The sequence below is a fragment of the Hyphomicrobium sp. 01T421 genome (assembly GCF_056398805.1).
Genome location: NZ_JBFTQC010000001.1, coordinates 2672348 through 2685258, shown reverse-complemented (window position 1 = coordinate 2685258; position 12911 = coordinate 2672348). Strand labels below are relative to the sequence as shown.

Annotated in this window: 14 protein-coding genes and 1 pseudogene; 5 read left to right on the top strand and 10 right to left on the bottom strand. The window is 60.7% G+C overall.

Features of this window, described 5'->3' with window-relative positions:
- Positions 1 to 64 precede the first annotated feature (64 nt).
- Positions 65 to 1162 carry a redox-regulated ATPase YchF gene (gene ychF / locus AC1DK3_RS12425; RefSeq protein ID WP_477192500.1) on the top strand — a complete coding sequence of 366 codons (1098 nt, stop codon included), beginning with the start codon at positions 65 to 67 and terminating at the stop codon, positions 1160 to 1162.
- Positions 1163 to 1174: 12 nt separating this feature from the next.
- Entirely contained in the window at positions 1175 to 1420 is a 246-nt protein-coding gene (locus AC1DK3_RS12420) for a DUF3297 family protein (RefSeq protein ID WP_477192499.1), read from the top strand.
- Between the two features lie 350 nt (positions 1421 to 1770).
- On the opposite strand, the pseudogene AC1DK3_RS12415 reads toward AC1DK3_RS12420, so the two are convergent.
- From AC1DK3_RS12415 to AC1DK3_RS12390, 6 genes and pseudogenes are all read right to left on the bottom strand, one after another.
- A pseudogene (locus tag AC1DK3_RS12415) lies at positions 1771 to 2058 on the bottom strand (hypothetical protein); the annotation flags it as partial.
- A 151-nt stretch (positions 2059 to 2209) separates the two neighbouring features.
- Complete coding sequence (locus tag AC1DK3_RS12410; RefSeq protein WP_477192498.1) at positions 2210 to 3715, bottom strand: catalase; 1506 nt, start codon at positions 3713 to 3715, stop codon at positions 2210 to 2212.
- A gap of 120 nt (positions 3716 to 3835) precedes the next feature.
- On the bottom strand, positions 3836 to 4519 hold the full coding sequence (locus AC1DK3_RS12405; RefSeq protein ID WP_477192497.1) for a class II aldolase/adducin family protein: 684 nt from the start codon (positions 4517 to 4519) through the stop codon (positions 3836 to 3838).
- Entirely contained in the window at positions 4519 to 5619 is a 1101-nt protein-coding gene (gene mtnA, locus AC1DK3_RS12400; protein ID WP_477192496.1) for an S-methyl-5-thioribose-1-phosphate isomerase, read from the bottom strand. Before mtnA ends, AC1DK3_RS12405 begins: the two co-directional genes overlap by 1 nt.
- Positions 5609 to 6319 (bottom strand): alpha/beta fold hydrolase, encoded by a 711-nt coding sequence (locus AC1DK3_RS12395; protein ID WP_477192495.1) that lies wholly within the window; start codon positions 6317 to 6319, stop codon positions 5609 to 5611. The genes mtnA and AC1DK3_RS12395 overlap by 11 nt, the downstream gene beginning before the upstream one ends.
- A gap of 233 nt (positions 6320 to 6552) precedes the next feature.
- The gene (locus AC1DK3_RS12390; RefSeq protein WP_477192494.1) at positions 6553 to 7092 is read right to left on the bottom strand and encodes an adenine phosphoribosyltransferase; all 540 of its coding nucleotides are present in this window, start codon (positions 7090 to 7092) and stop codon (positions 6553 to 6555) included.
- 185 nt (positions 7093 to 7277) lie between these two features.
- On the opposite strand from AC1DK3_RS12390, the gene AC1DK3_RS12385 reads away from it, so the two are divergent.
- Positions 7278 to 7661 carry a hypothetical protein gene (locus AC1DK3_RS12385; protein ID WP_477192493.1) on the top strand — a complete coding sequence of 128 codons (384 nt, stop codon included), beginning with the start codon at positions 7278 to 7280 and terminating at the stop codon, positions 7659 to 7661.
- 24 nt (positions 7662 to 7685) lie between these two features.
- Here the strand turns inward: AC1DK3_RS12385 and AC1DK3_RS12380 are convergent, their stop codons facing one another.
- From AC1DK3_RS12380 to petA, 4 genes are all read right to left on the bottom strand, one after another.
- Positions 7686 to 8558 (bottom strand): S-methyl-5'-thioadenosine phosphorylase, encoded by an 873-nt coding sequence (locus AC1DK3_RS12380; protein ID WP_477192492.1) that lies wholly within the window; start codon positions 8556 to 8558, stop codon positions 7686 to 7688.
- Positions 8559 to 8684: 126 nt separating this feature from the next.
- Entirely contained in the window at positions 8685 to 9545 is an 861-nt protein-coding gene (locus tag AC1DK3_RS12375) for a cytochrome c1 (RefSeq protein WP_477192491.1), read from the bottom strand.
- Positions 9546 to 9559: 14 nt separating this feature from the next.
- Complete coding sequence (locus tag AC1DK3_RS12370) at positions 9560 to 10876, bottom strand: cytochrome b (RefSeq protein ID WP_477192490.1); 1317 nt, start codon at positions 10874 to 10876, stop codon at positions 9560 to 9562.
- 13 nt (positions 10877 to 10889) lie between these two features.
- Complete coding sequence (gene petA / locus AC1DK3_RS12365) at positions 10890 to 11477, bottom strand: ubiquinol-cytochrome c reductase iron-sulfur subunit (RefSeq protein ID WP_477192489.1); 588 nt, start codon at positions 11475 to 11477, stop codon at positions 10890 to 10892.
- Between the two features lie 220 nt (positions 11478 to 11697).
- On the opposite strand from petA, the gene AC1DK3_RS12360 reads away from it, so the two are divergent.
- Together AC1DK3_RS12360 and AC1DK3_RS12355 are read left to right on the top strand one after the other, a co-directional pair.
- On the top strand, positions 11698 to 12168 hold the full coding sequence (locus AC1DK3_RS12360) for a tRNA (cytidine(34)-2'-O)-methyltransferase (RefSeq protein ID WP_477192488.1): 471 nt from the start codon (positions 11698 to 11700) through the stop codon (positions 12166 to 12168).
- 74 nt (positions 12169 to 12242) lie between these two features.
- Positions 12243 to 12905 (top strand): methyltransferase family protein, encoded by a 663-nt coding sequence (locus tag AC1DK3_RS12355; RefSeq protein WP_477192487.1) that lies wholly within the window; start codon positions 12243 to 12245, stop codon positions 12903 to 12905.
- The last annotated feature ends 6 nt before the right edge of the window (positions 12906 to 12911 follow it).

Genomic DNA, 12911 nt, shown 5'->3' with positions numbered 1-12911 from the left:
CTTCACATTAGGCCGCCGCTCGCTTAACCCCCAGGGCAGCAACTCAACCGGACATTTCCCCGCCATGGGCTTCAAATGCGGCATCGTCGGCCTGCCGAACGTCGGCAAGTCGACCCTCTTCAACGCGCTGACGCAAACCGCGCAAGCGGAGGCGGCCAACTATCCCTTCTGCACGATCGAACCCAACGTCGGCGAGGTCGCCGTTCCCGACGACCGTCTCGAAACGCTGGCGAAGATTGCAGGCAGCAAGGAAATCATTCCGACGCGGCTGACCTTCGTCGATATCGCGGGCCTCGTGCGCGGCGCCTCCAAGGGGGAAGGTCTCGGCAACAAATTCCTCTCCCACATTCGCGAAGTCGACGCCGTCGCCTACGTGCTGCGCTGCTTCGTCGATGAGGACATCACGCACGTCGAGAACCGCATCGATCCGCTCGCCGACGCCGACGTCGTCGAAACGGAACTGATGCTCGCCGATCTCGAAAGCCTCGAGAAGCGCGTCTCGCAGATCGAGAAGAAAGCGAAAACGGGCGACAAGGAAGCCAAGGCGCAATACGCCGTGATGGAGAAACCGCTGCTCCTTCTCCGCGAAGGCAAGCCCGCACGTCTCGCCAAGATGACGCCGGAAGAAATGCCGGCATTCCGCGCGCTGCAACTGCTGACATCGAAGCCGATCGTCTACGTCTGCAACGTCGAAGAAAGCGCTGCAGCAAACGGCAACGCCTATTCGAAGCAAGTCGAAGAGCGCGCAAAAGCCGAAGGCGCGGCCGTCGTCGTCATTTCAGCCAAGATCGAAAGCGAATTTTCCGGCCTCGCACCCGAGGACCGCAACGCATTCCTCGCCGAGATGGGTCTCGAGGAAGCTGGCCTCAACCGCCTCATCCGCGCAGGCTACAGTCTGCTCGATCTCGTGACGTACTTCACGGTCGGACCGAAGGAAGCACGCGCCTGGACGATCACGCGTGGCACCAAAGGCCCGCAGGCCGCCGGCGTCATTCATACCGACTTCGAGAAGGGCTTCATCCGCGCCGAAACCATCGCCTACGCCGACTACGTCGCCGGCAACGGTGAAACGGGCGCCAAGGAAGCTGGCAAAATGCGTCTCGAAGGCAAAGAGTACGTCGTCCAGGACGGCGACGTCATGCACTTCCGATTTGCGAACTAGGGACCAACAGCAATGTCAACCGAGCTTCCCGACCGGCTCAGCAACGACCCGAAAAGTCCCTTCTTCGACGAAGACATCCTGAAACGCGAAATCGGTATCCGTTTCAACGGCGTCGAGAAAACGAACGTCGAGGAATATTGCGTCAGCGAAGGCTGGATTCGCGTCGCAGCCGGCAACGCCAAGGACCGCGCCGGCCGGCCCATGACGATGAAGCTCAAAGGCAAAGTCGAACCGTACTTCCGCCAGCCTACCGAATAGGACGGGGCGAAAATCTTAAGTTAAGCCCGCCGCTTTCTCGTAGCGGCAGCCTTTCTCGCCGAAGCTTTCCGGGCCGCAGTCGAACGCGAAGTCGAAACTTTGCGCGGAGCAGCCGGACGTGAAGCCGAAGCTTTCCGTGTAGCAGCCCGGCGCGAAGCCGTGGCTTTCCGGGCAGCGGCCGAACGCGTAGCCGTAGCCTTTCGGGCCGCAGCCGAACGCGAAGTCGAAGTTTTCCGGGCTGCGGCTGTACGCGACGTCGGCATTTTCCGGGCTGCGGTTGTACGCGAAGCCGAAGTCTTCCGGGCACCGACCGTGCGCGAAGCCGGTGATTTCCGGACGGACGCCGAAGTTTTGCGGGCAGCAGCCGTTCGGGAAGTCGAAGTCCTTCGGCGCGCGGCCGTACGTGATGCGGTGGCTTTGCCGCCGATCCGGCCGCCGCGACGCGACGAAGCGGTGCTCACCTTCTTACCACGGCCGGAGCCGCTCTTCTTACCGCCTCCGGTCTCCTTGTTAACCGTAGCCCACGCGCGCCGCTCGGCTTCGGTCTTGCGAACACCTCGCTTCTCGTAGCCTTCTTCGATGTGTTCGGCTTGGCGCTTCTGCTTGCTTGAGTAGCTTGATTTGTCTCCACGCGGCATCTTCCGCTCCTCCTCATTACGTTGGGCGCTGCTATTGCAACGCTGCAACACCTTCAGAAGTTGCAGCAACGCACCATTGCAAACGCGACGAACAAAAAAGGCCCTGCGTGAGCGGGGCCTTTTTCAGTGTCGAGGATAGGACGTTTGCTGCCTATTCAGCGGCTTCCGCGCCTCGCGGCATCTTCTGCTGCTGTGCGGTTTCCGAGGCCTTCGCGCGCGTCATGTGCTCGAGCGCTGTCCGCACACCGGCCTCATACTCCGGATGCACCTTCTTGAAGTGCGCGAGCTGACGCTCGGTGATGAAATCCGGAATACCCCACATCGCTTCCGCGACGTTGGTAAAGAGGCGCGCCTTCTGCTCTTTGTTGAACAGATTGAACAGCGCCGTCACCTGACGGTAATCGTCGTTGCCATCGCGATGATTGTAGCGCTCGGCATCACCCGAAATCGCGAGCGGCGGCTCGGCCGCCGACTTATCTTCGACGGCGCCGTGGAACGAGTTCGGCTCGTAATAGGCGTCCGTACTGCCGGTCTCCTGCGGGAAGAACCGCATCGGGCCGTCCTTGTGATAGGTGTGCACAGGGCACTTTGCGGCGTTCACCGGCAGATGTTCGTAATGCGTTCCAAGGCGATAGCGGTGCGCGTCTGCATACGAGAAGATCCGCGCCTGCAACATCTTGTCGGGCGAGAAGCTGATGCCCGGCACGACGTTGGAAGGCGAGAACGCGGCCTGCTCGATCTCGTTGAAATAGTTCTCGGGATTGCGATTGAGCTCGAGAATGCCGACGTCGATCGGCGGGTAGTCCGCATGCGGCCAAACCTTCGTGAGATCGAAGGGATTGTACCAATGCTTGCCGACGTCCGCTTCCGGCATGATCTGAACCTGCATTTTCCACTTCGGGAAATCGCCGCGTTCAACCGCCGTGAACAGATCCTCTTGCGTCGACTCGCGCGTGCGGCCGACGATTTCGGTCGCCTCGCCGTTCGTCCAATGCTTGTGGCCCTGTACGGTCTTGAAGTGGAATTTCACCCAGAACCGCTCGTTCTTCGCGTTGATCAGCGAGAACGTATGCGAGCCGTAACCGTTCATGTGGCGAACCGAAACCGGCAGGCCGCGATCGGACATCAGGATCGTCACCTGATGAAGGCTTTCCGGCGAAAGCGACCAGAAATCCCACATCGCCGTCGGCGAACGCATGTTGGTCTTCGGATGCCGCTTCTGCGTGTGGATGAAGTCCGGAAACTTGTAAGGATCGCGAACGAAGAACACCGGCGTGTTGTTGCCGACGAGGTCCCAGTTGCCTTCCGGCGTATAAAACTTGAGTGCGAAGCCGCGCACGTCGCGCTCGGCGTCGGCCGCGCCGAGTTCGCCGGCGACAGTCGAAAAGCGCGCCAGCATCTCGGTCCTGGCGCCCGGTTGCAGCACCTGCGCCTTGGTGTATTTCGAAATATCGCCTGTGATCGTCAGCGTGCCGTAAGCACCCCAGCCCTTCGCATGAACTGTACGCTCCGGGATGCGCTCACGGTTCTGGTGAGCGAGCTTCTCGATGAGCTGATAGTCTTCAACGAGCAGCGGACCGCGCGGTCCAGCCGTCAGCGAATTCTGATTGTCGGCGACCGGAGCGCCGCCAGTAGTTGTGAGTTTTTTGTCAGTCATATGGACAGTCCTTCTGGAAATACCGAAATGGACCTAGATCAGAAAAACTTAAGAGACCAATCTTTTTTATAGGAAAAACTTATAAGGCAATCTTATCGAAGTCGAACTCAAGCCGGTTCTCTAAACTGAACCGTCAGTCTGATCTGGATCGGCGTTTTGGCCATATCCCTTGAATTTATCGACTATTCTGCGCATCTCGGCGTCATCGAGCACATGGCTCTCACCGATGCTTAGTACTTTGTAATAGTGCTCCGCCAAGACTTCCACTTCAATGGCAAGTTCGAGCGCGTAACTAAGCGATTTGCCAAGCGCGATTTGGCCGTGATTTGCCATAAGGCAGGCGTCTCGCTCCTTCAGCCCTGCAACGACATGCCGCGCAAGTTCTTCCGTACCGAATGTCGCGTATGGCACGCACGGGATGTCTTTTCCGCCGGCGACAGCCACCATGTAGTGGAACGCCGGAATTGGTTTGCGCGCGCATGCCAACACGGTCGCGTGCGTCGAGTGGGTATGAACGACGGCGTTCCTATCCGGACGTGCTCCGTAGGCTGCGAGATGAAAATGCCATTCGGTCGAGGGCTTCGATTGCCCTTTGGGAACGCTCCCATCTGCCGCGACGAAGACGACGTCTTCCGGCTCGGTCTCCTCGTAGCGTTTCCCGGACGGCGTGATCAGCATGCCACCCTTGAAACGGCAAGAAACGTTGCCTGATCGGCCGGGCGTGAGACCCGAGCGGCTCATCGAGCGAGCCGTCGCAATAATCTCTTTCCGCAATGCCTTTTCGCTGTCGCGTTTCTCGCTCATCACGCCGCCGCGCTCGTCTTTTCGGGATAAAGCGATTTGAGCCCCTCGCGCGAGGCCGCGCAAATGCCACGCTCCGTTATGAAGCCGGTAACGAGCCTCGAAGGCGTCACGTCGAAGGCGGGATTGCGCGCCTGCGTTCCCTCCGCCGCGATCAGAACCGACCCGACGTCGCCATTGGCAAGCATGCCCTGCACGCGCAGCACCTCGTCCTCGCTCCGCTCTTCGATGGGAATGTCCGCGCCCCTGTCCGTACGCCAATCGATCGTGGAATAGGGAAGAGCGACATAGAACGGAACACCGGTATCTTTCGCCGCCAGCGCCTTCAGATACGTGCCGATCTTGTTCGCGACATCGCCGTTCGCCGTCACGCGGTCCGTCCCGACGATGACGAGATCGACATCGCCGCGCTGCATGAAGTGGCCGCCCGCATTGTCGGCAATGAGGCTGTGCGGAACGCCGTGCTGAAGAAGCTCGAACGCCGTCAACGCTGCACCCTGATTGCGCGGCCGCGTCTCGTCGACCCAGACGTGAACATTTATGCCCGCATCATGCGCCTGATAGATCGGCGATGTCGCCGTTCCCCAGTCGACACACGCAAGCCAGCCGGCATTGCAGTGCGTGAGAATGTTGACCGGCCGGCCGCCTTTCTTCCCGGCGATGTCTGCAATGAGGCGAAGCCCGTTGACCCCGATCTGGCGGCACGTCTCAACATCGTCTTCCGCCAGTTTCGCCGCACGGTCGTAGGCGGCAGCCGCTCGGACATCGGCCGAAAGGGGCGCGAGCGTCGCGCGAAGATCCTCGAGCGCCCAGCGCAGATTGACGGCCGTCGGACGTTGTTCGCCGAGAAACTTGACCGCGTGATCGAGGCCCGCATCCGAAGCGTCGGCACGCATCGCCAGCGCCACGCCGTAGGCAGCGGTCACGCCGATCAGCGGCGCACCACGAACCTGCATCGATTTGATAGCGTGCGCCGCGTCCTCGACGGTCTTGAGCGTCAATCGCACGAGCCTATGCGGCAGCACCGTCTGATCGATAATACCGACCGACCAGCCGTCGCGTTCGAGCCAGATCGTGCGCGAGGCGACCCCATCAAGCTTCATAATTTTCCTCCGCAGACGATCGCGTGAATTCGATGATTTCGGTCGCGGTTTCCGCCGGCCGCGTCTGAAGTAGCATATGTGCCGCCGGGAAGACGATCATGCGCGCCCTCCCCTTTTCGCCGATAGCCTTCTGCATGGGTGCTTTCCGCACCAGCCAATCGGAGCGCCCGTGCAGTGCGAGGACCGGACACTGGAGCCTCATAAAGTCCTGTCTGACATCCACCTCCGCCGCCGCCCGAAGCCGGGCTGCCCGCACCGGACGCGACAACGCGCGAACGATGTCCTCGACCTTGTCGCGAAGCTCCTGATCGCTGAAGGGCCCCATGAGCATGGCATCCCRAATATTGCGGGGCGTCGCGCTAGGATCGACGCGTGCGGCCCTACGCATGAACCACTGCGGCCAAGGGTTCTTGATGAATGTAGCGGCGAGCACGATCCCCCGCACCTGATCCCGAAGCTGCGACGCAACAAGAACCGCAACCGGCCCCGAGAAGGATTCGCCAAGCACATAGACGGGCCTGCTGCCGATCTCATGGCGCACGAGCTCTACATATCCCGCATACCCGAGCGTCGGGTCCTGCGGATAGCGAACGACGTTGACCTTGAACTCCCGGGCAAGATGCGGAGCCACCCGATCGAACAGGTCTCCCGTTCCATCAAGACCCGGCAAAAGAACAATCTCGGGCGCATCGTTCACCATGCTCAATATGTAGCAGGACCTGGTAGCGGAATGTGAAGCGAAGCGTCGAGGCCGCACGCTGCACACTTTAGCACGTACCATTCCGAGTATGGACGCGCCGAGCGGTCGATTATCTCGACGCCCGGCGCTCCGCACACCGGGCATTCCTGGACCGCGTCGGGATCCGCCCGCCAACGGGCGATGCGATCGAGCGCATCGGCCATATGTTCGTTCGGCAGGTCCAAGGTGACGACCTAGTGCCCGCCGAACGCGACGAGCGCGTGGCGGGGAATGCCAAGGGCTTCGAGACGCTGCATGCCGCCGAGATCGGGAAGGTCGACGATGAATGTCGCGCCGACGACATTTCCGCCCGAACGCCGAATGAGCTTCACGGCGGCTTCTGCCGTTCCCCCCGTCGCAATCAGATCGTCGACGATGAGCACGCGCGAACCCGGTTCGACGGCATCCTCATGAATCTCGATCACGTCGACGCCGTACTCGAGCGTGTACTCCTGCCCGATCGTCTTCCATGGCAGCTTGCCCTTCTTACGGATCGGAATGAACCCGCATTCGAGACGGTCGGCGATGGCGCCGCCCAGGATAAAACCCCGCGCTTCGATGCCGGCGACCGCATCGACTTTGCCATCCTCGAACGGTTTCGCCATCCCTTTGATGGCCTTTTTGAGCCCGATGGGATCGGCCAGCAGCGTGGTGATGTCCCGGAACATGATGCCGGGCTTGGGATAATCGGGGATCGTTCGAATAAGGTCTTTAAGGTCGTCGAAGTTCTTCACGTGGCTCACTCCCGCCAAATTGACGGCGCAAAATAGCAATATCTCTCGCGTCTAGGTAGCATTAGAGCAACGAAGCTGTGCTGAATGATTCGGCACGGGCTTATGACACTTGCTTGAAGGACTTCGTGATGGCAGCCCAAGGCCCGTCCGCATCCGCAATAACCGGTCCCGAGTTCGACCCGATTTTGGATGACCAGGAAGACCTGCCCCGAACGTTCCGTCGCGAAAAGGAAGCCCGCGCCCGCGAGGCGCGCGAACGCGCTGAGCAGGAGCGCGCCGCCGCGCCGACCCTGCCGATGGGAACTGCGGACCGCCGCGCGCGTCCTCGGCCGGACGCCTATGCCTCGGGCGAACTCGACGCAGCCGACGACGAGCAACTCGTTTCGGCTTCGGTCCGCCGCTTCGACGTCCCGTTCGTCGATCTCGTCACCTTCTTTCTGAAGGCGGTGATCGCAAGCATCCCGGCGCTGTTACTGCTCGGCGCGATCCTGTGGGTAATGGGCGCAGCTTTGGAAGCGCTCTTCCCGGCGCTGATCAAGATGAAGATCCTGATCAGCTTCCCGAATTGAGCGAACGCCAGCCTCAGACGAGCCTCAGAAAAGAACGCGTCCCGCGATCGCGTCGAGCTTCTTCATCAGCTCTGGATCGCGGGCCTCTGGCGGCGTGATGATCGCAACCTCGAGCGACCGGTCCGAGCCGATCGGGCAAGCCGGGTGTTCGCGCGGAAAATCGCGCGCCAGCCGTGCAACGAGCCTCTGCGCCTTTTCCGTATTGTCCTTCATCACTTCGAGGATCGCGGCCACATCGACATCGCCATGATCATCGTGCCAGCAGTCGTAATCGGTGACCATCGCAACGCTCGCGTAACAAATCTCGGCCTCGCGAGCGAGCTTGGCTTCCGGCATGTTGGTCATGCCGATGACATCGCAGTCCCAGGAGCGGTAGAGATTGCTCTCGGCGCGCGTCGAGAACTGCGGGCCTTCCATCGCGAGATAGACGCCGCCCCGATGCACGTCGATCTCTTCCGTCTTCGCCGCCTTTTCGAGCGCCTTGAACAAGAGCGGGCTGATCGGATCGCCCATCGCGACATGCGCGACGCAGCCGTTACCGAAGAATGATTTTTCGCGCGCGAACGTCCGGTCGATGAACTGATCGGGAAGTACGAAGTCGCCCGGCTTGTATTTCTTCTTGAGTGAACCGCACGCCGAAACGGAAACGAGATCGGTCACGCCCGCCCGCTTCAGGACATCGATGTTCGCCCGGTAATTGATGCCGCCCGGCGATAATTTATGACCCCGCCCGTGGCGCGGCAGAAAGCGGATGGGAAGACCGTCGATGTCCGCAAAAAGAACGTCATCCGAAGGCGCCCCCCACGGGCTTTCGATGGTTTTCCATTCGGGGTTAGCGAGAGCAGGCAGATGATAAAAACCGCTACCGCCGACAATACCCAGAACCGAAGTCGTCATGCCCGTTCGCTCCCCTGTCCCCGATCACGCCGACAAATAAACGGAAAAAAGCCCCGCGAGCGAGGCTTTTTATCAGTTTGCAAATCGGCGCGGGGCCGATGACCGGAACCTGTCACACGAAAGCGGTCAGTGCTTGATGTTCTTCCAGATCCGCTTCTTGCCGAGATAGAGCAGCCCCGTCGTGACGATCAGATACAGGATGACCTGCCATCCGATGCGCTTGCGCTGATCGAGCGACGGATCGGCCGCCCATGACATAAATGCGGCAACGTCACGAGCGTAATGGTCGACCGTCGATGGCGTGCCGTCCTGGTAGGCGACGACGCCATCCGACAGCGGCGGCGGCATGGCGATCTGATGGCCGGGAAACGCCTTGTTGTAGAATTTCCCGTCCGTCAGGTGGAAGTCGGCCGGCGGATCCGCATAGTCGGTCAGCAGCGCGTAGATATAGTTCGCGCCACCTTCCTGATACGCGTTGACGATGTCGCCAAGCATCAGGAACGGATGGATGTACCAGCTCGCTTCCCGATGGCTGTCGCGAGCCCTGGCCATGAGCGAGAGATCGGGCGGTAACGCGCCGTTCTGCGACGCCCGCGCTTCGTTGTCGTTGTGATAGGGCCCGCGGATCGGATCGGACAGCAACGGCGGCCGTTCGAACATCTTGCCTTCGTCGTTCGGACCGTCGGTGATCTGGTTCGGCCAAGAAGCGGCAAGTTCCTTCACCGCATCTGCCGGAAATTCCGGACCGCCCGGCTGCACCAGGTTGCGGAACGCCACCCGCTTCAGGCCGTGGCACGCCGAGCAGACGTCCTTGTAGACCTGAAAGCCGCGCTGAAGTTGCGCCTTGTCGAACTGACCGGTGAACCCGCTGAACGACCATTTCTGCCGCTCGATCTCCTGATGAGCAGCTTCTTCGGCCGACAGGCTACCCATGGCAACGGTTGCCGCAACCATGGACAGCAGAGTGAGAGAAAGATGCTTTTTCATGTGTTCTCTCCCCCTCAGCGCGATTCAGGAGCAGCAGTCGCTCCCGTTGACAACCCGGTCCCGCCCTTACTCAAGACGTCGTCGGTAATTGAGCGTGGCAACCGGCTTGGCGTTTCGATGAGGCCCACGATCGGCATCACCGCGAGGAAGAACAGGAAGTAGCAGAGCGTGAAGATCTGCGACGCGATGACGTAAATCCCCTCGGCCGGCTTGGAACCGAGATAGCCCAGCGCCACGCAGGTGAAGAGGAAGAACCAGAAGAACCATTTGAAGATCGGCCGGTACTTCGTCGAACGCACTCGCGACGTATCGAGCCAGGGAGCGAACGCGATGAGGACCACGGCGGAGAACATCGCCACGACGCCGCAAAGCTTCGCATATTGCCCAAGCGGAATGCCGAGGAACGAGCTCGTGAAGGCCCGGAGGATCGCGTAGAACGGCAGGAAATACCATTCGGGCACGATATGCGGCGGCGTCACCAGCGGATTGGCTTCGACGTAGTTGTCCGCATGCCCGAGGTAGTCCGGCACGAAGAATGCGAACCACGCGAAGAGAATGAGGAACGCGAAGAGCCCGACCGAGTCCTTCGCCGTCGCATAAGGATGCATCGGCACGGTATCGGACGGCTGCTTGATATCGAGCCCGGTCGGATTGTTTTGACCAACGACGTGCAGCGCCCAGATATGGAGGCCGACGACCCCGGTCAACACGAATGGCAGAAGGTAATGCAGCGCGAAGAAGCGATTGAGCGTTACGCCCGAGACCGCATACCCGCCCCACAGCCATTCGACGATCGCCGTTCCCAACCCGTTGTAGATCGTATCGAGCGCGGAAAAGAGATTGGTGATGACCGTCACGCCCCAGAAGCTCATCTGGCCCCACGGAAGCGTGTAGCCCATGAACGCCGTTGCCATCATCAACAGCATGATGATGACGCCCAAGATCCAAAGAACCTCGCGCGGCGCCTTGTATGAACCGTAGTAGAACCCGCGGAAGATATGGATGTAGACGGCGAGAAAGAACATCGACGCGCCGACGGAGTGCAGGTTGCGCAGCATCCAGCCGTAGTTCACGTCGCGCCGAATGTGCTCGATGGAATTGAACGCGCCGGCATCGCTCGGCTGGTAATGCATCGCGAGAACGACGCCCGTTACGATCTGCGCCAAAAGGCAAACCGTCAGTATCCCGCCGAACGTCCAGAGATAGTTCAAGTTGCGCGGCGTCGGATAATCGACGAACGAGCTTTGCATCAACCGGGCGATGGGCAACCGCTCATCAAGCCATTTTCCCCAGCGCGACGTCGGCACGTAATTCGAAGTGTGACCTCCCATGTCCGCTTTCCCCCTAACCGATCTTTATTTTTGTATCAGTCGTGAACGCATAGGTCGGCACCTCGAGATTTCGCGGTGCAGGACCTTTTCGAATGCGTCCGGAGGTATCGTATACGGAGCCGTGGCAGGGGCAGAACCAACCGCCGTACTCGCCGCGCTCGTCCCCCATGACCTGGCCCTTCGGAATGCACCCGAGATGCGTGCAGATACCGATGAGCACGATCCAGTTCTCATGGCCCTTGATGGTGCGATTGGCGTCGCTCCCAGGCTCGTCACCCGGCAGGTTTTCGTTACGCGCGTTGTCGTCCGGCAGCGTCTTGACGTCGACGTTCTCCGCCGCCTCGACTTCGGATTTCGTCCGGTTGCGGATGAAGATCGGCTTGCCGCGCCACATCGCGGTGATGGCCTGACCTTCCTTGACCGGCGACAGATCGACCTCGACCGACGAGAGCGCCATGGTGCTCGCGTCGGGATTCATCTGTTGAATGAAGGGCCAAAGTAGTGACGCCGCGCCGACAGCAACGAACGCGTTCCCGGCCACCACCAGAAAATCCCGGCGGTTCGGTTCTAGTGCTTCAGTAGTCACGGATGCCTCTCGCATTGGAAACCAGAGACGCTGTGATGGCTTTCGATCGCGCGAGATGGCCCCGCCGTCTTTGCCTTTTTTTTAGTGCTCTAGTTTGTTCGTTTCACTTCCCTGATGATCGTTCTGACAGCGTTTGACCTCGCTATCAATATGAACGCGACAAAATGCGAGAGGCAATTTGGCACATATTTCGAACTGGACATTCGAGAGGCTGCAATCGCAGGTCGCGCCGACCATGAGACTCGCTCTTTACCAGCCAGACATTGCCCAAAACACGGGGACGATTCTGCGCCTCTGTGCCTGTTTTGGCATCCCCGTCGACGTCATCGGACCCGCCGGATTCGACATGAGCGACCGCGCCCTCAAACGCGCCGCCCTCGATTATCTGCCCCACGTCGAGCTGACCCGGCATGCGGGTTACGAAACCTTCATGGAGCAAAGGGCCGCCGCCACAACCTCGCCGGGTCGCCTCGTCCTCCTGACGACGAAAGCAGCGACACCCCATTGCGACTTCAGCTTCGCGCCGGACGATACGTTGATGCTCGGCCGCGAGAGCGCCGGCGTGCCCGATGCCGTTCATGACCGGGTCGACGCACGCATCACGATCCCGATGCGGCCGGGACTGAGATCGCTGAACGTCGCCGTTGCGGCTGCCATCGTTCTCGGCGAAGCGCTCCGCCAGACCGGCGGTTATCCTCACACCTGACTCGTCGCTGTCGTACGCGTGACACGTGACAGCGGCATGCCGATCGCATCACCTACGCGATCAGCAAGCGCCCGATGTCGATCGAACAGATTCTGGAAATCGCCGGCGCCGCATCGGCGCTGTTGTTGATCGCGGGCCTCGTCATCGGCCAGTTGAACGTCGAGTGGCGGATATGGCCCGCGCCGCCCGTCGGCTCCCTTAAAAGCTTCGGCTTCTGGACTCTTTTCCGCACGTTGAACGTCGTTGTCTTGGTCCTAGGGATCGAGCGGTTCCTGACGACGCTCGACGGCGCCGCCCTACCGCTTCGGATCGCATGCGCGGCCGTCTCGCTGATCTCAGGGCTGGCGTATGCCTATGCGCTGTGGTCGCTTGGCCGGAAGGCGACCTACTGCCAGGCGAGTGGCTTGGCGACCGGAGGCGTTTACCGGTGGACCCGCAACCCGCAGTATGCCACCGCCATCGCCGCCTTCGCGACGCTTGGGATCGCAGCCGCGGCTTGGGATGCAACCCTGCTCGCCGGTTCGCTCGTCCTCGTCTACGCGATGATGGCGAGGGCGGAAGAACCCTGGCTCGAGACGCGTTACGGCCTGAGCTACCTCGATTACAAGGCCGAGGTGCCGCGCTTCTTCAACCTTCGTCACGCAGCGGCCGAGCTTTCAGCCTTCGTCACGAATAAATCGCCGTCCCTCGCGAAACATCTCCAGACAGGGAGTCGCCGAGTGCAGAAAAAGCGATAGTGCGAT